At 57.6% G+C, this 18,238-nt stretch carries 13 protein-coding genes, 6 tRNA genes and 1 rRNA gene; all 20 read left to right on the top strand.

Features of this window, described 5'->3' with window-relative positions; all coding sequences use genetic code 11:
- A 23S ribosomal RNA gene (locus tag ACFFT4_RS04885) occupies window positions 1-102 on the top strand; the annotation flags it as partial.
- A gap of 139 nt (window positions 103-241) precedes the next feature.
- Window positions 242-318 (top strand) — tRNA-Met (locus ACFFT4_RS04880).
- Window positions 319-333: 15 nt separating this feature from the next.
- Window positions 334-409 (top strand) — tRNA-Val (locus ACFFT4_RS04875).
- A gap of 73 nt (window positions 410-482) precedes the next feature.
- Window positions 483-559: transfer RNA gene (locus tag ACFFT4_RS04870), tRNA-Asp, on the top strand.
- A gap of 48 nt (window positions 560-607) precedes the next feature.
- Window positions 608-683, top strand: a tRNA-Phe gene (locus tag ACFFT4_RS04865).
- Between the two features lie 60 nt (window positions 684-743).
- Window positions 744-827 (top strand) — tRNA-Tyr (locus ACFFT4_RS04860).
- A 6-nt stretch (window positions 828-833) separates the two neighbouring features.
- Window positions 834-909: transfer RNA gene (locus ACFFT4_RS04855), tRNA-Lys, on the top strand.
- Between the two features lie 234 nt (window positions 910-1,143).
- Window positions 1,144-3,240 (top strand): hypothetical protein, encoded by a 2,097-nt coding sequence (locus ACFFT4_RS04850; protein WP_378045516.1) that lies wholly within the window; start codon window positions 1,144-1,146, stop codon window positions 3,238-3,240.
- Between the two features lie 68 nt (window positions 3,241-3,308).
- Window positions 3,309-3,827, top strand: a complete 519-nt coding sequence (locus ACFFT4_RS04845; RefSeq protein ID WP_378045514.1) for a YbjN domain-containing protein — start codon at window positions 3,309-3,311, stop codon at window positions 3,825-3,827.
- 280 nt (window positions 3,828-4,107) lie between these two features.
- Window positions 4,108-5,775, top strand: a complete 1,668-nt coding sequence (locus ACFFT4_RS04840; protein WP_378045512.1) for a type 2 periplasmic-binding domain-containing protein — start codon at window positions 4,108-4,110, stop codon at window positions 5,773-5,775.
- A gap of 98 nt (window positions 5,776-5,873) precedes the next feature.
- Window positions 5,874-6,806, top strand: coding sequence for an ABC transporter permease (locus tag ACFFT4_RS04835; protein WP_378045541.1), 933 nt, complete (start codon window positions 5,874-5,876; stop codon window positions 6,804-6,806).
- 9 nt (window positions 6,807-6,815) lie between these two features.
- On the top strand, window positions 6,816-7,697 hold the full coding sequence (locus tag ACFFT4_RS04830) for a carbohydrate ABC transporter permease (RefSeq protein WP_378045510.1): 882 nt from the start codon (window positions 6,816-6,818) through the stop codon (window positions 7,695-7,697).
- A gap of 340 nt (window positions 7,698-8,037) precedes the next feature.
- Window positions 8,038-10,380 (top strand): helix-turn-helix domain-containing protein, encoded by a 2,343-nt coding sequence (locus ACFFT4_RS04825; protein ID WP_378045508.1) that lies wholly within the window; start codon window positions 8,038-8,040, stop codon window positions 10,378-10,380.
- A gap of 36 nt (window positions 10,381-10,416) precedes the next feature.
- On the top strand, window positions 10,417-12,051 hold the full coding sequence (locus tag ACFFT4_RS04820) for an extracellular solute-binding protein (protein ID WP_378045507.1): 1,635 nt from the start codon (window positions 10,417-10,419) through the stop codon (window positions 12,049-12,051).
- An 83-nt stretch (window positions 12,052-12,134) separates the two neighbouring features.
- On the top strand, window positions 12,135-13,082 hold the full coding sequence (locus ACFFT4_RS04815; RefSeq protein WP_378045506.1) for an MraY family glycosyltransferase: 948 nt from the start codon (window positions 12,135-12,137) through the stop codon (window positions 13,080-13,082).
- 81 nt (window positions 13,083-13,163) lie between these two features.
- Entirely contained in the window at window positions 13,164-14,255 is a 1,092-nt protein-coding gene (locus ACFFT4_RS04810; RefSeq protein WP_378045504.1) for a PucR family transcriptional regulator, read from the top strand.
- Between the two features lie 90 nt (window positions 14,256-14,345).
- A complete protein-coding gene (locus ACFFT4_RS04805) occupies window positions 14,346-15,467 on the top strand; it encodes an ABC transporter ATP-binding protein (protein WP_378045502.1) in 1,122 nt (373 codons plus the stop codon).
- Window positions 15,468-15,617: 150 nt separating this feature from the next.
- Entirely contained in the window at window positions 15,618-16,550 is a 933-nt protein-coding gene (hprK, locus tag ACFFT4_RS04800; protein ID WP_378045501.1) for an HPr(Ser) kinase/phosphatase, read from the top strand.
- Between the two features lie 17 nt (window positions 16,551-16,567).
- On the top strand, window positions 16,568-17,605 hold the full coding sequence (lgt, locus tag ACFFT4_RS04795; protein ID WP_378045499.1) for a prolipoprotein diacylglyceryl transferase: 1,038 nt from the start codon (window positions 16,568-16,570) through the stop codon (window positions 17,603-17,605).
- Window positions 17,529-18,236, top strand: a complete 708-nt coding sequence (ppaX, locus tag ACFFT4_RS04790; RefSeq protein WP_378045498.1) for a pyrophosphatase PpaX — start codon at window positions 17,529-17,531, stop codon at window positions 18,234-18,236. The genes lgt and ppaX overlap by 77 nt, the downstream gene beginning before the upstream one ends.
- Window positions 18,237-18,238: the final 2 nt, after the last annotated feature.

The following is an 18,238-nucleotide window of genomic DNA, read 5'->3' as shown; positions in this document are numbered from 1 at the left end:
AGTAGGTAAGACCCCTGGAAGAACACCAGGTAGATAGGCTCGGGGTGGAAGCGCAGCAATGTGTGGAGCTGACGAGTACTAATCGGTCGAGGGCTTATCCTAACAGGTGGGCCTGGTAAGGCAAGATCACCTTTCTTCTTCGCGTAAGTTGGGTTCGCATCCAGTTTTCAAGGCGCAAGCCTTGCATGCATGATGAGTGCATATCGGTTCAGCTATCGTGCCGAATCGAAATTAACGATGTGGCGGCGTAGCTCAGCTGGCTAGAGCATTCGGTTCATACCCGGAGGGTCGGGGGTTCAAGTCCCTTCGCCGCTACCAAATCTTTATTCCCATGGAGGCTTAGCTCAGCTGGGAGAGCATCTGCCTTACAAGCAGAGGGTCGGGGGTTCGATCCCCTCAGCCTCCACCATAAAAGTACCCCAAAAAGTGAAGAATGCCTTCGCAGCATATTCCGATTACTTTTCGGGGACCCCTAGTATCGCGGAGCCGTGGTGTAGAGGCCTAACATGCCTGCCTGTCACGCAGGAGACCGCGGGTTCGAATCCCGTCGGCTCCGCCATTTTTAATTCCGAGTACAGAGCGGAATGCCGTAACATTGATCCAATTAGGCTCGATAGCTCAGCTGGTAGAGCAGAGGACTGAAAATCCTCGTGTCGGCGGTTCGATTCCGTCTCGAGCCACCATTTGTTTTATCCGGTATTAGCAAGCCAATCAGGTGTGCGTTCTACCGGCGGGTTATACATGGAGGGTTAGCGAAGTGGCCAAACGCGGGAGACTGTAAATCTCTTCCTTCGGGTTCGGTGGTTCGAATCCATCACCCTCCACCAGTACCCGAGCCATTAGCTCAGTTGGTAGAGCACCTGACTTTTAATCAGGGTGTCGTAGGTTCGAGTCCTACATGGCTCACCAGTTTCGAATCGACAGCAAACGCTTATGCGTTTGCTTTTTTTGATTTTACCGGGAAAAATCCGATGGAGCTTTTGGAAATGGAAGAAATATTCAATTTGTCATATGACAAAATCCGTGACGATGCTCACTGGGAATCGCTGCAGGACCAACCTATAATGGACTGAATACTCGCCCAAAGCCCTGTTTCAACCTCCGGTATCTCTGGTATCGATTATGTTAAAAGGGGGAGATGCTATGGGACGCGACCACGCTGCGGGCAGTCCAAGCGGCGCCTCGTTAAAAGCAGCACAACGTTCCTCTTCGCGATCCGGCGCAGCTTCGGGCGCTCTTTCACTGAACGCTCAGAGCCTGGACAGCCTCCGTCTGCTGCAGATGACGATCGGCAATCAGGCGCTGCTGAATATGGCGAGCCGAGCGGCGGCCAACGGGAATCAGCCCATACAACAGATAGCCAAACATTTGGCAAGCAGCGCCAAGGTTCAGCGAATGCTCGGCAATTCTAACGCAAGAACCGGCGATCCGGCAGCGGCCCAGTCCACGAACGCGACGACTGCGGTCCCATTGGCGTCTGCGCCGCAGACAATGGCAGCCCCGACAACCGTAGCGCCGACAGCGATAGCACCGGCGACCGCATCCCAGTCGACGAGTTCCACGACGGCCGCAGCTCCGTCGACGCCTGCGCCGCAGACAAGCGCACCGGCGGCGGTCGCTCCGACTCCGACGGCGCCCGGCACGGGCGGCCCGGGTGCAAGCGCGATCGATCCGCAGTGGATCGGGCTTTCGGCGATGCGCCTCAAGGTGCAGAAAGCGCAAGAGGACGGCACATTCGGTCAAGCGGACGATCATGAAGCGGAGAGGACCGTATTCGACAACGCCAACGATACGTCGGAAATTTCGAATTCCGGCGTCGGCGGACAGTCCGATCATTACCAGGACATCTCCGACGGCTTGAAAGACCGAATGGAGAAGGCGGAAGAAGCCGGGGAGGACACCTCGTCGCTGAAAGCGGATAAAGCGAAAGTCGACCGGGAAAATCAGAAGCTCAGCGTCGCATCCGGGGTACTGGACATAGGCTCGGGCTTTGTCGGCTTGATCAATATGAGGAAGGCGATCAAGGAAGCGGATGGCAAAGCGGAGACGGCCGGCGCCCTGTATGAAGGGCTGGAGAGCGTGCAAAAGGCTTTCGCAGGCGCCGCGAAAATCACCGACAACGCCGCCAAGCTGGAAGGAAGCGAGGAGGGCGTCGGTTCCTCGGAAGCGGTGTCCGGCTACGGCGGGAGCGTGGGGGACGCTCTTGCCGCCATCAAGAGCGCATTCTTCCTCGTCAAGGATATTTACTCCTTGTTCAAGGAATGCTTTTCGGAGGACGGAATTGCCAAAGAGGACGCGGTCAAAGGCGGGCTCAGCGCGCTCCAGAACGGATTGGAGTCGGCCCAATCGGCGGTCAAAACCGTTAAATCCATATTGGAAGTTATGGAGTCCGGAGTCGGCAAGCTGACGGAGACGATTCCGGCGATCGGTATTGCAATCAGCGGCATCAAGGTTACAATTAAAGTGTTTAACATGATGCAGTGGAACGCCTCCAAGCAGAAGATGACCGAGATCAAAGCCGATTTCAAACAGAAATACTCCCAAGACAAATATAAGCATTTGGGCATAGTCAAAGATAATACATACACGTTGTTCGGCAAAACGATTCACCAATCGAAAGGCACGGATAAAACGAAGATCGACGATTACCGGCGCGAGTTATTGGATATTGTGGACGATTCGAACACAAGCGCTACGGAGGAAGCCAAGAAGCAGGCGCGAGATGAGCTTAACGATATCGAACATTACGAAATCGCCAAGGAAATGAAATCGATCAATCAAAAACGCATGACGCGCGCGGGCATCGAAGCCGGTCTCGAGATGGTCAGCATGGCCGGCGATATCGCGACGCTAAGCGGCGCCGGCGCGGCGGTCGGCATCAGCTTAAAGGCGGCGGCAAGCGGAGCGAAAACCGGCCTGAGCCTGTTCCGCCGAGTTAAGCAATACGGTCGCGACAAGGCGGCAAAATCCGGTCCGGACAGCGCATGGTCCTCCGTATTCAACGCGGAGAAGTCCTCCGACAAGAAGCATGCCAAACGCGCCAACGACGCCGACCTGATCCTGAGCATGGTAGCCAAGCTCCCGGAAAGCGACGATACGATCGAGGCAAAAGGCCAATTCCAGCGGGTCATGTACTTCATTGAAGCAACCGGATGCGACAAGAAGGCATTGTTCAAGGCGAACGGCGAAGTCGGCAAGCAGCGGGAGCTGTTGATGGAAGCGATGAAGTCGAGGGATTAACCGGGTTAACAAGTTGAGAGCTTAATGGTGCTAACAAAAATAAGAAAAACGGACGGAGGAGTGGCCAGATGGTATCTGATATGGAGCACGCGAAGCACCTGGCGGAGCTCGGAGGATTGCAAGCCGGCCTCGAGAAAGAAGGCTTCCGCTCGGAATTGCTGGAACGTTCCGCGGATATTCCGCTGCACGTGCTGCTGGTGCCGCTTGGCAAGGACGACCGCGGCCGCGACCGGATCGTCAACCTGAATTTCGTGCCGCTGCCGGAAAGCGACATCGCATGGATCAGGCTGCTTCAGCTCTATACGGTCGTTCCTTGCGAAATCGCGCCGGACAGGCGGCCGGCGGTGGAGAGCTTGCTGCTTGCGGTCAACGGCGTGCTTCCGCTCGGGCACTTCGGCATCAAGGAAGACGGGGAAGTATACGCCCGCTATGTGTACACGGTTCCGTCGTCCCGAACCGTATCGGCGGACGAGCTGCTGGAGGTTCTCTCTTTGTTTCATTATTTGCTGGAAATGTTCGCGGATCGTATCGGACGGGTTGCCGGCGGCGAGCTTTCCGTGGACGAAGCTTTGCAAAACCCGGGATAAGTCCCGGCAATTTCGAGGGCGCAAGGATCGGATAGGGCAAGTCGGCCGGAAGCGGCGCAGAGGCGCAAGCCAGGCAAACGGATCGAAGGCAGACAAGGAAAGTCTGCCTTTCGGTCCGTTTTTTGTTGCGCATTTTGTCCATCGAATTGGAGAAAACGTCATTCCCCCGGCGCGAAAATCGCCATCGGATTTTAGTTTTTGCCCATATCGGGTTCGGCCTTGTCTCCGTTAGTCTGAAAGCGAGATGCATCTCACTATTCGACAGGCGGAGGTTTGGGAAATGAAAAGACTGCTCATGGCTGCTCTTGCCATCCTGATGGTCGGCACGCTGCTGATCGCTTGTTCATCCAAAGACAACAACGCAAATCAAGGGGAGAGTCCCGCGGCTGCCAACAGCCCGTCCGCGACGACGGGAGCTTCGGAAGGCCAGCAGGGAGAAGAAGGAGGGACGGCGACGTATCCGCTTCAGACGGACAAGACGCTTAGCTATTGGGGAGAGTTGACGGGGAACCTGGTAGGCGTCAAAGCCACGCACGACGAAGTGCCTTTTTTCCAGGAGTGGCAGAAGGTAACGGGGATCAAGCTGAACTTCATCGCGCCGCCGGCGGGCCAAGCGAAGGAAGCGCTCAACATTCTGCTCGCCTCCGGCGATCTGCCGGACATGATCGAATATAACTTCCTCAGCGACTTCCCGGGCGGTCCGGAGAAGGCGATCGCGGACGGTTATATTTTGAAGCTGAACGATCTGATCGACCAGTACGCTCCGAATTTGAAGAAGTTCCTGCAGGACAATCCGGATATCGACAAAATGGTCAAGACGGACAACGGCAGCTATTACGCATTCCCGTTCATTCGCGGAGACGAGTATTTACGGGTGTTCCAGGGACCGATTATCCGCAAGGACTGGCTCGACGAGCTCGGCCTGCCGGTGCCGGAGACGATCGACGAATGGACGGCCGTGCTGCGCGCGTTCAAGGAGAAGAAGGGCGCTTCGGCCCCGTTCACGGTCAACAGCAAGCCGCGCTTCTTCAATGATTCCTACAACGGAGCGTTCCTCGGAGCGTTCGGAGTCAACCGCGGCTTCTATCAAGAGAACGGAGTCATTAAATACGGTCCGGCCGAAAGCGGCTTTAAGGACTATCTGGCTTTGTTCCAGCAATGGTACAAGGAAGGGCTGCTCGACAAAAACATCGCGACCGCGGACGCCAAATCGATCGACAGCAACTGGGCTTCCGGACAGACGGGCGCGTCGGTCGGCAACGCCGGCGGAGGCATCGGCAGATGGCAGCCGCTTGTCGAACAGAACAGCCCGAACGCCGTTCTCGTCGCCGCGCCGTATCCGGTGCTGAACAAAGGCGACAAGCCCAAATTCGGCCAGAAGGACAACGCCTATTCCAGCGGAGGCATCGTCGCCGTAACGGCGGCCGCGAAGGATCCCGGGCTGGCGGTCCAATTGCTCGATTACGGGTACGGCGAGGAAGGGCGCATGTTCTTTAACTTCGGCACGGAAGGCGTCAGCTACAACATGGTGGACGGTTATCCGACCTATACCGACCTGCTGATGAAGAACCCGGACAAGCTGGCTCCGGCGCAAGCGATGTCCATGTACATTCGCGGCAGCTATAACGGTCCGTTCATTCAGGATAAACGGTATGCCGAGCAATTCTTCGCCCTGCAGACGCAGCGCGACGCGATCGACGTCTGGAAGAATACGGACGTATCCAATTACGCGCTGCCGTCCTTGACGCCGACGCCGGAGGAAAGCTCCGAATACGCCACGATCATGAACGACATCAATACGCTGGTCGACGAGATGACGCTCAAGATTGTGCTCGGAACGGAATCCGTGGACAAATTCGACGGCTACGTCGAGAAGATGAAGTCGCTGAAGCTGGATCGGGCTATCGAGATTCAGACCGCCGCCTGGGAGCGGTACGAAAACAGATAAGACGGCAGATGCAAGGAGAGGGCGGCCCCGCCGCCCTCCCTTCCTCCGAATCGAGGGGAGAGTCGCCCGATATGGCAAACGCGCGGACCGCGCTTGGGATGGAAAGACCGTCCGGAAACTCGGCGAGAAGAAGGCGCGTCATCAAGGATTTCGCGACCAACAAGTATTTGTACTTGATGATCGTGCCGGTGCTGGCGTACTACGCCGTGTTCCATTACGCTCCGATGTACGGCGCCCTGATCGCGTTCAAGGAATATTCCCCGATGAAGGGGATTCTGGGCAGCGACTGGGCCGGGCTGAAGCATTTCGAGGATTTCTTCAACAGCTATTACTTCTGGCGGATTCTGAAAAACACAATTCTGATCAGCCTGTATACGCTGGTCTTCGAGTTCCCCGCGCCGATTCTGCTGGCGCTTCTCATCAACGAGGTGCGCAACAAGGCGTTCAAGCGCACGGCGCAGACGATTACGTACATGCCGTATTTTATATCGCTTGTGGTCATCTGCGGGATCATTACCGATTTTACGAACGCGGACGGCGTCATTAACCGCTTGTTCATGCTGCTGGGCTACGACGGCCAGGCCATGCTGCAGAGGCCGGAGCTGTTCCGTCCGATCTATGTGCTGTCCGAAATTTGGCAGAGGATCGGTTGGGAATCGATTATCTACATCGCGGCGCTCATGAGCGTCGACATGGAGCAATACGAAGCGGCGCGAATGGACGGCGCGAGCCGGCTCAAGCAGATGCTCTACATTACGCTGCCGGGCATTATGCCGACGATTGCGATCATGCTGATTCTGCGGATGGGCAATCTGATGAACGTCGGCTTCGAGAAAATCATTCTGCTCTATAACCCGGTAACCTACGAGACCGCGGACGTCATCTCGTCCTTCGTCTACCGGAAAGGGCTGCTGGAGTTCGGCTGGAGCTACGGCTCGGCCGTCGGATTGTTCAATTCCGTCATTAATCTCGCGCTGTTGATCTCGGCCAACTGGATCAGCCGCCGGGTTAACAATAGCAGTCTATGGTGAGGTGAGCCCGTGAAACGAGAAAAAGGAATATTCGACAGGCTCTTCGACGTCTTCGTCTATACCGCGCTGTCCGCGCTGGTCCTTGCGACGCTGTATCCGCTCGTGTACGTGCTGTTCGCTTCGTTCAGCGAGCCGGGGGAGTTCATTACGCACAAGGGCTTCCTCTGGCGGCCGCTCGGCTTTAACCTGGGCGCGTACGAGAGCGTGATCCGCAATCCGGGCATTCTGATCGGCTACCGGAATACCTTCTTCATTGTGGTCGCCGGCGTAGCCGTCAACCTGGTCATGACCGCGCTCGGGGCGTACGTGCTGTCCCGCAAAAATGTGCTCTGGAACAATGCCATCATGTTTTTTATCGTATTCACGATGTTTTTCTCCGGCGGGCTGGTTCCGCTGTATTTGATCGTCAAAGGGGTCGGATTGCTCGATTCGCTGTGGTCGACCATTATCCCTTTCGCGGTCGGCACCTTTAATCTGATCATCATGCGCACGTCGTTCATGGGAATTCCGGACAGTCTGGAGGAATCCGCCAAGATCGACGGGGCGAATCACGCGACCATTCTGCTGCGGATTATTTTGCCGCTGTCCATGCCGGTCATTGCGGTGATGATTTTGTATTATGCGGTCGACAAATGGAACGGCTGGTTTTACGCCTCGATCTTCATCAAGAGCCGCGATCTGTATCCGCTGCAGCTCGTGCTGCGGGAAATCCTGATCTCCAACTCGACGGACAGCATGACGGCGGGGGCCGATGCCGGAGACCGCTTTCAGATCGGGGAGACGATCAAATACGCGACAATCGTCGTCGCGACCGCGCCGATCCTGTTCGTGTATCCGTTCGTGCAGCGTTATTTCGTGAAAGGCGTCATGATCGGTTCGCTTAAAGGTTAAGCGGGGGCGGTGCGCCAAGCGCCGTCCGGAGGCCGTCCTTATTCGCTGTCGCAGGCGAAAGGGGCGGCCTCTTCCGCTCGGATCGGAGCCGCGAATTCGCGCGAGGGACGGGTTTCTTAACGACTCAGAAAGTAAAAAATTCGCTAAGCTTATCCTGAATCGACTCCGACAAAAACGCGTTCATCGCCCTAAGGACGCCGCAGGCGTTTTTGCTTGGATAATTCGTCAATCGCATTGAACTTTTTGCGTATGTCCAGGGGGGAGCCGGGCGGCTATAATAAAAGAACGAAAAAGGGAGGCAGTCATCAATCGCCCCAGAGACGAATGCGAGGAGAGGCGTTTGAAGATTCGATATTTGTGGCAGAAACGCAAAAGCGTCGTATTTACATGGATCGTCTCCTACAGCGTGGTTCTGTTCGTTCCTTGGCTCATCAGCCTGATCATTTACACCCAGTCCAGCGACGCGCTGAGAAGCGAGATTCATCGGGCGAACGACTCTCTGCTCAAGCAGGCCCGCTATACGATCGATACCCAGATCGATCTGATGAAGCGGCTCAACATGGAGATTACGTGGAATGCCAAGCTGCAAAGCCTGATGTACTCTACGAAAAGCCAAGGTGAAGCGCAATTCACCGCTTACCAGCTTGCGAAGGACCTGCTGACGTATCAGACCTCGTACGCTACGGTCGACGAGTTTTACGTGACCTGGGAGCAGGAGGGAGCGATTCTGCGTTCCGGCAACGTCCGTGAACTCGAAACCGCTTTCAACACAATTCACGCGACCGGAGAAATCAGCTACGGACAATGGCTGGAGACGATTCGGACCTCGACCAGCAACCGGTTTTTGCTGCTGCCGCACATGGACGCTCTGTATCCGAAAACGTCGATCGCGTATTTGACCCATCTGCCCAAGGATTTGAACGGCAGGGTGACGGGGACGGTTGTCGTGATGACAGATTTGTCCCGGTTTCAGGAGGCGATCGAGAGCATCTCCGGCTTTAGCGGAGGGCAGGTGCTTATCCTGAACCAGGCTAACGAGGTGCTGATGTCCAATCTGGCGGACGCGGACGTCCAGGACAAGGTCGTTCGTCAGCTTGCGGGCGGTTACCCGGCGGACGACGAAGACTTCGAGCTGCTGTCGATCCCGTCCTCCGTATCCGATCTGAAGTACGCGTTGGTCATTCCCAGCCGCATTTTCTGGGAGAAGGCCGAATATGTTCGCAAGTTCACCTACGCCAGCATCGCGATCAGTCTGCTCGGCGCGGGGGTGCTGACCTGGTTTTTCGTCCGGAGGAATTATTCCCCGATTCAAGAGCTGGTGCGGTCCGTAACCGACAAGAGCGTTCACGCGGAGCGCGCGGACGGCAACGAGCTGAATTTCATCCGCAGAGCCATCTCGCAGACGAAGAACGAGACCGAGCGCATGGCCCTGCAGCTGAAGCTCCATCAGCACGCCCTCCGTTCCAACATGCTGAACCGCCTGCTAAAGGGAAGGATGGATTCTCTCGTTCCTTACGAGGAAGCGTTCGAGTCCTTCGGGATGAAGCAGCTGTCCGAGCGCTTCGCGACGATTCTGTTCGTCGTCGAGAACGCGGACAATCTCGCTTCCGTGCTGCCGGGCATCGACGGCGACGAACGCCGCAAGCTGGCCCAGTTCATCCTTACGAACGTCGTCGAGGAGCTGGTCGGACGCCACGATCACGCGGGTTACGTGACGGAGATCGACGACATGATGGTTTGCCTGGTCAATTTCTCCGAGGGCGAGGTTGCGGAATTCCGCGACGAATTGCGCGCGATCGCGACGGAGGCGCAGCTGTTCCTGGTGCAGTTCCGTCTGGATTTGACGATCTCGATCGGCGGCGTTCACGAAGGGTTCGCCGGAATCGCCGACGCTTACCGGGAAGCCGTCGACGCGATGGAATACAAGATGGTCCGGGGCAAGCGGGAGATCATTACCTACGACGATATCCGCATCGATCCGGCGGATAATTTGCAGTTCGGCTACTACTATCCGCTGCAGCTGGAGCAGCAGATTATTAACTGGATCAAGGCCGGAGACGTCGGCGAGGCCGCTCGGGCGATGGACGAGATTATGCAGCGAAACTTCAACAAGCCGGTCGTGACGCTGACGCTCGCCAAATGTCTGATCTTTAACCTCGTCGGCACGATGGTGAAGGCGATCAACGAAATCGGCGACGGGGAAAGCAGCATTCTCGGCGGCCATCCGCTATGGATGGACAAAATCATCGCCTGCGATACGATTCAGGAGATGAGGGGAGAGCTGCTGGCCCTGCTGGACGAGGTGTGCGCCTTCGCCGCCGCGAAGCGGGAGAAGAGCATTTCCCAGGAGCGGGCGGAGTCGCTGCGCCACCTGGCGGCGAAGGTCATTCGCCATATCGAGGAGCATTACGACGATACGAGCCTGAGCGTCAACTCCCTCGGGGAGCGCTTCGAGCTGAAGGGCAGCTATCTGTCGAAGCTGTTCCGGAACGAGACCGGGGAAGGGCTGCCGGACTACATCAACAAGCTGAGAATCGACAGGGCGAAGCGGATGATCCGGGACAGGGGGACTTCGATCGCCGACGTCGCGAAGCGGGTCGGCTACAACGAAGCGGCGACCTTTATACGCGTATTCAAGAAATACGAGGGCATAACGCCGGGCAAGTTCAAGGAAATGGGCTGAAACGGCGTTCCCGCACATCAGCGAGGGGGAACGGGGATGAGCATATACGTCATACGCCGCGCGGCGCTTCTGCTGCTTGCCGCAGCCGCGCTGCTGCCGCTCGGCTCCTGCCTGCGGCCGGACGGGGCGAAGCCGGGCCGGGAGACCGGGCTCCATGGGCGGGAGTCTTCCCAAGCCGAACGCGCTTCTTCAAGCTCCGTCCCGAAGCTGACTTATTGGGCGGAGCTGAACGGCAACGCGGGCAGCATCGTTCCGACCTTCCAGCAGGTTCCGTTCTTCCGGGAGTGGCAGCGCCAGACCGGAGTGGAGCTGACGTTCATTCAACCGCCCGCGAATCAGGCGCGCGAGTCGCTGAACGTGCTGCTCGCCTCCGGGGATCTGCCGGACATGATTGAGTTCGAATGGGATACGTTTCCGGGCGGACCGGACAAGGCGATCGCCGACGGCTATATTTTGCGGCTGAACGACGCGATCGAGAAGTATGCCCCGAATCTGCGCAGCTACTTGCGAGAGCATCCGGAGATCGACAAGCAAATCAAGACCGGCTCGGGCAGCTATTACGTCTTTCCGTTTATTCGCGGCGACGACAGACTGCTGACGTACCAGGGCCCGATCGTGCGCAAGGATTGGCTGGACGAGCTCGGCCTTCCGATTCCGGAGACGATCGAGGATTGGAGCCGGACGCTGACGGCGTTCAAGGAACGCAAGGGGGCCGCCGCTCCGCTGACCTTCCTGGGCGTTCCCCATCCGCTGTTCGGCTTGGAGAGCGGCGCGTTCATCGGCGCGTTCGGCGTCAAGAAAGGATTCTATCTCGACGAGGGGCGCGTGAAGTTCGGTCCGCTGGAGCCGGGGTACAAACAGTTCCTGTCGTTGTTCCGGCAATGGTACGCCGACGGCTTGATCGATCGAAATATCGCCACCGTGGACACGAAAACAATGGATGCCAATATGGTGACGGGTAGAAGCGGGGCCAGCATATGGAATGCGGGAGCGGGCATAGGCACCTGGCAGCCGTTCATGCAGGAGAAGCAGCCTCAGGTCCGTCTCGCCCCGGCTCCTTACCCGGTGCTGAACAAGGGAGAGCGGCCGAAATTCGGGCAAAGAAGCCTCGACTACGTCGGCACGGGCGGCGTCGCGATCTCGGCGAACAGCCCGAACGTGGAGCAGGCTGTGCGCATGCTGGATTACGGCTACGGCGAGCAAGGGCATCTGCTGTTCAACTTTGGCATCGAGGGGCAGAGCTTCGAGATGATCGACGGCTATCCGACCTATACCGAGCTGATCCTGGACAACCCGGACAAGCTTGCTCCCTCCCAGGCATTGGCCATGTACACGAGAGCGAGCTATTTCGGCGCGTTCGTGCAGGACGGCCGCTATATCGAGCAGTACTACATTTTGCCAGAGCAGCGGCAGGCGATGGACCTGTGGTTCGCCACCGATGCCGCCGAGCACAGGATGCCGCGCGTCTCTTTGTCGGAGAAGGAAAACGCGGAGCTGTCGGCGATCATGCAGGACGTCGAGACGCTGGTGGACGAGACGTCGCTGAGAATCATCCTTGGAGTCGAGCCTCCGGACAGCTTCGACGACTGCGTTGCGGAGCTGCGTTCGCTCGGCATCGGCCGCGCGATCGAAATCCAGGAAATGGCGCTTAGGCGGCAGGGAGATCTGTAGGCGGAGCCGGAAGCAAGGGTGATTTTGCCGCGATTGGGGAAAAGTAAGGGAAACCGCCGGTCGGCCGATCAGGAGGATTCCCGATGAGCTATCTATACGCGCTTGCCCTTTCGTTTCTGCTCGTGCTGGTGACGGTTCCCGTCGTCCGGAAGTTCGCGCTTAAAATCGGATTCGTGGACCGTCCGACCAAACGGAAGGTGCATTCGCAGCCGATTCCGCTGAGCGGCGGGGTGGCCCTCTACGGAGCGGTCATCGTTACCGTCTGGGCGTTCCTTGGGAGCGGCCCTCTGCTAGGCGCGTTGGCGCTGGGCGGAGGATGCCTCGTGGCCGTCGGTCTGGTCGACGACGCCTTCAAGGCCTACGGCAAAGAGTTTCCGGTATGGCCCAGACTGATCGCTTACCTGGGCGTATCGCTGATTCCGACCGCTTTCGGCATTACGATCGCCGGCATATCGGCGCCGTCCCGCTCGGCCATGATCCTGTTTTCCCCGGGATGGGCCGCCTTTTTCACCCTGCTCTGGGTATTCGCTCTTATCAATATGCTGAACTTCATCGACGGAGTCGACGGACTGGCCTCCGGCGTGACGGCGATCTCTTCCCTGACCTTGTTCGCCGCGTCGCTTATTTTCGCGCATAACGACACCGCGTTCGTAGCCGTCGCGCTCTCCGGGGCGTGTCTGGCTTTCCTCGCCTACAACTTCCATCCCGCCCGCATCTTCATGGGCGACGCCGGGGCGACCTTCCTGGGATACACGCTGGCGGTAACGGCCGTGGACGGCACGCTCAAAGGAGCGACGCTGCTCTCGTTGACCGTCCCCCTGCTGGCGCTCGGCGTGCCGATTCTCGATACGATGATCGTATTTTCGCGGCGGCTGCTCGAGGGCAAGAGCCTGCATCGGGCGGACAATCTGCATACGCATCACAGCCTGATGAAATGGGGGCTTACGCAAGTCCAGACGGTGTCCTTCCTCTATTTGATCGCGGCGGTATTCTCGCTGCTGTCCATCGTGGTGCTGCTCATCCTGCGCTGATCCGCGCTTCGCCCCCGGCAAATATGGTACAATAACGCATATGACGCATATCGCTATTTTCGCTGACAAGGGGCTTCAACGATGAACAAAACCAAGCTGCAGGAGCTGAGCAGACTGCTGGACGCGACGGTTGTCGCCAAAGTGCTGACGGGAGCCGAGTGGGAGAAGGCGGGCGGGGAGAAGCATCCCGAAGCCGGAGATTCCATTCAGACGAACGCGGGTTGCCTGATGATCGCGCGGGTTAACGGTTCCGAGCTTCATTGCGTGGAGATCGCGGCCGCTCTCACTCCGCTGGAGAAGCGGCTTCTGGGCTGGACGATCCGCCAGGGAAACATTCGGCCGGTCTCGACGGCGTCGGATCTGGAGCGCCAGGCGAGACGGTTCGGCGAATGGGTTCAGCAGTCGGTGGCCGCCGGAGAATGGCGGGCCGAGGTGCCCGAACGGATGGAGCTGCGCAATCGGCTGTTCGAGGGCATGGTGCCTTTCCTGCTGTCGTGCGAGCAGGAGGAGGACAAGGAGCCGTCGTACGGGGAGTTGGAGAAGACGATTCGGACGTACATTCCGGACGACACTCTGCTGATTCCGCTTCGCGAGCACGAATGGCTGGTGCTCACGAGCGACAGCGTGCTGTCGGAAGCGGATGTGGACGGCGACGAGGAGATCGGCCACGAGGAGACGAAGGAATTGCTTGCATCGCTGGCCCAGGGTCTGCACGAGCTGATTACGACCGAATGGGGCGGGGAATGCCATATCGCCGTCGGAGAGCCGATCGTTCCTTCGGAAAACGTCGTGCGCATTGTCGCCACACTGAGGGAAACGATTTTTCTCGGACGCAAGTTCCACGTGGGCATGCAGATTCATCTGCCCTGGCTCGTTCATCTGGAAAGATTGCTCAGCGGCATACCCGAAACGGTCCGTTTCCGGTTCGTCGAGGAGATGATGGGAAGGCCCGACCTGTTCACCGATTCGGAGACGGTCGCCACGCTGGACGCGTTCTTCTCGATGGACTGCAACGTGAGCGAAACCGCGAAAAAGCTGTTCATTCACCGCAATACTTTGCTGTACCGGCTGGATAAAATCAAACACGAAGCGGGGCTTGACGTACGGTCGTTCAACGACGCGGTACTCGTGAGGATTTTATTGCTATTGTACAAAGTCACGAAAAGGAAATGAATTTTTTGTACGCTTTGTGCATAGTCATCCGGCCCGGCCTTAAGGTAAGATATCTGTGTACCTTCAAACGAAGTTTAGGGGGAAATGTACATGGCAGGCGTTCGTTTAGAAAGCGTGTATAAAAAATATCCGGGTTCCGACAGCGCGTCGGTTACCGACTTCAATCTGGACATCCAGGACAAGGAATTTCTCGTTCTCGTCGGTCCTTCCGGCTGCGGCAAATCGACGACGCTGCGGATGATCGCGGGTCTCGAGGAAATTTCCGAAGGCAAGCTGTACATCGGCGACCGCGTCGTGAACGACGTTGCGCCGAAGGATCGCGACATCGCGATGGTATTCCAATCTTACGCTCTTTATCCTCATATGAACGTGTATCAGAACATGGCGTTCGGTCTGAAGCTGCGCAAATTCCGCAAGGACGAGATCGACCGTCGCGTACGCGAAGCGGCTCGCACGCTGGAAATCGAGCACTTGCTCGACCGTAAGCCGAAGGCTCTCTCCGGCGGTCAGCGCCAACGTGTCGCCTTGGGACGCGCAATCGTTCGTGAGCCTCAAGTGTTCCTGATGGACGAACCGCTCTCCAACTTGGATGCCAAGCTGCGTACGCAAATGCGCGCGAACATCTCCAAATTGATGAAGCGTCTTGAGACGACTTGCATCTACGTAACGCACGACCAGACGGAAGCCATGACGATGGGTGACCGTATCGTCGTTATGAAAGACGGCTTCATTCAGCAAGCCGCTACGCCGGACGTTCTGTACAACCACCCGGTCAACCTGTTCGTTGCCGGCTTCATCGGCGCTCCTGCGATGAACTTCATCACGGGCCAACTGGTGGAAGAAGGCGGTTCCGTACGTTTCCGCGCTACGGGCTTTAACGTCGAAGTTACGGAAGGCAAAGCGAAGCTGCTGCGCGCTAAAGGCTATATCGGCCGCGAGATCATTCTGGGCGTGCGTCCGGAAGACCTGCACGAAGAGCCGGTATTCATCGAAGCTTCCCCGAACACGGTCGTTAACGCGACGATCGAAGTTGCCGAGAACCTGGGTCACGAGCAATACCTGTACCTGAACGGTCTGGGCAAAGAGAACGTCATCGCACGCGTCGACGGACGTTCCGGTCTGCGCGAGAACCAAAACGTGAAGCTCGCGATCGACATGAACAAGGTCCACATTTTCGACAAGGATACGGAACAGAACGTATTCGAGAGCTAATAGATCGAGAACAGAAACCGTTCAGCCATGGGCTGGACGGTTTTTTTGTTCCGGCAGGGATAGGAAACGCAGTTGTCGCCAAAGTATAAATTGATTTGTCCGATTATTTTCGATACGATAAATAGGTGAAAACAGGAAAGGAGCTGTACGATGGCCAAGAAAGTGAGAGTATCCGAGCTCGTGCAGCAATTTCACCTCGAAATTGTCGCCGGCGAAGACGGATTGCGACGCACCATTGTAACGGATGACTTAAATCGGCCGGGCTTGGAGATGGCCGGTTATTTCAATTACTATCCGGCTGAACGGGCGCAGATGCTGGGCCGTACGGAGCTCGCGTTCCTGGAAACGTTGACTTCGGAAGAACGGCGCGACCGGATGGAGAGATTGTGCCACGAGGAGACGCCTTGTCTTATCATTACGCGGGGGCTGGATACGCCGGCGGAGCTGGTGGAAATCGCCAACGAGCGCCATTTTCCGGTGCTGCGGAGCTCCGTGGCGACGACGATTCTGCTCAGTCGGATTACGAATTTTCTGGAGAAGAGATTGGCGCCGTCGGCGACGATTCACGGCGTTCTCGTGGACGTGTACGGCGTGGGCATGCTCATTACGGGCGGCAGCGGCATCGGCAAGAGCGAAACCGCGCTCGAGCTGGTCAAGCGCGGCCATCGCCTGATCGCGGACGACGCGGTCGAAATTCGTCAGACGGCCGACAATCATCTGTTCGGCACATCCCCGGAGCTGATCCGTCATCTGCTGGAAATCCGCGGGCTGGGCATCCTGAACGTCATGACGCTGTTCGGCGCCGGCGCGGTGAAGAACCAGACCAGCATCAGCCTTGTCGTTCGTCTGGAAAATTGGCAGCAGGACAAGCAGTACGACCGTCTGGGACTGGACGAGGAAACGACGAAGATTATCGAGACCGAGGTGCCACTGCTCACCGTTCCGGTCAGACCGGGACGGAACCTGGCGGTTATTCTGGAAGTGGCCGCGATGAATTACCGGCTTAAGCGGATGGGCTACAACGCGGCTCTGCAATTCACGAATAAGCTGACCGAAGCGATATCCGAGGACGATTACGAATAAACGAGTGGAGGATAACGATGTTTACGATGCTGCTCAATCCGGTCGCATTCTCGATTGGCCCCCTGGTCGTACATTGGTACGGCATCATTCTGGGAACCGCGGCGCTGGCCGGTCTGCTTCTTGCGGTGCAGGAGGGGAAGCGCTTCGGACTGAACGCGGACTTCTTCCTGGATCTGCTGCTGATCGGGGTGCCGTCGTCAATCGTCGCGGCGCGGATTTATTACGTGGCCTTCAAGTGGGATTACTACCGGGATCATCCGGGAGAGATTATCCAGATCTGGAACGGCGGGATCGCGATCTACGGCGCGTTGATCGGCGCATTTATCGGCGGATTTTTCTACATACGGAAGAAAGGCTACAGCTTCTGGAGAATCGCCGACATTTGCGCTCCGTCCTTGCTCATCGGCCAGATGATCGGACGGTGGGGAAACTTCGTCAATCAGGAGGCATATGGCGGAGAGGTCGAGGAATCGTTCCTGCGCGAGACGCTGCACCTTCCGAATTTTATCGTGAACCAGATGAACGTCCAGGGGATTTTCCATCACCCGACCTTCCTGTACGAATCGCTGTGGAGTCTGGTCGGGCTGATTATCCTGTTCGTCATCAGACGGCGCAAATTCCTGAAGACGGGCGAGCTGCTGCTTACCTATTTTATCTGGTATTCCATCGGCCGCTTTTTCATCGAGGCGCTTCGCACCGACAGCTTGGCGTTTAAGGGGCCGGAGTGGCTGAAGTCGCTGCTGGACGCGCTGTGGTCCCCGATGACGGCCGTATTCGAGCAAGGGTATCTGAATCCGGCGGAAGGCAATATCCGGGTTTCGCAGCTGCTGGCGCTGCTGCTTGTCGTAGGCGGCATCGTTCTGATCGTCGTGCGGCGCGTGCTGGGAGTCGTATCGACAAGGTACAACGATCCGCTGGTGAATTTCAAAACCGGGAAAACCGCGTCCGAGACGCGCGCAGAAACGGAGAGCAGCAAGAATGACGCAAACACGACCACCGGTGACGCTGATGACGGTTCGGAAGCGGCCGGGGAAAATCACGACCGTCCTGTTTGATCTCGACGGGACGATCATCGATACGAATGAACTGATTATCCAATCTTTCATGCATGCGCTAAGCGGCCACGTTCCGGAAGGGTTCGGACGGGAGCAGATCATTCCGTCGATGGGCGAGCCGCTGGCCATGCAGATCAAGCAGTTTACCGGAAAAGACGACATCGCGACGCTCGTGGGCGCCTATCGGGAGTATAACCTGCTTAAGCACGACGAGATGGTGTCGCTGTTCCCCGGGGTCAAGGAAACGATCGAACGGCTTCATCGCGCGGGCATCCGGCTCGGCATCGTGACGACGAAGATGAGGGAAACGACGATTCGCGCGCTTAAGCTTCTGGAGATTTATTCTTATATGGATGCGATTGTGACGCTGGATGACGTAGAGAACGCGAAGCCGCATCCGGAGCCCGTGGCGAAAGCGGTCGCGGCGCTCGGCGCGGAAGCGTCGGAGACGCTGATGGTCGGCGACAGCTCCGTCGATATCGTATCGGCGCTCCGGGCCGGAGCGGTTCCGGTCGGCGTGGCGTGGTCCTTGAAAGGCGAAGAGCTGCTGCGCGATTCGGGCGCCTCGTACATCGTGAAGGAGATGAACGAGCTGCTGGCCTTATGCGGAATCGGAAATGAGGGTGCTTAAGG

This window comes from Cohnella cellulosilytica (assembly GCF_042431195.1).
Classification (GTDB): Bacteria; Bacillota; Bacilli; order Paenibacillales; family Paenibacillaceae; genus Cohnella; species Cohnella cellulosilytica.
This window is presented reverse-complemented; position numbering and strand designations above follow the sequence as displayed.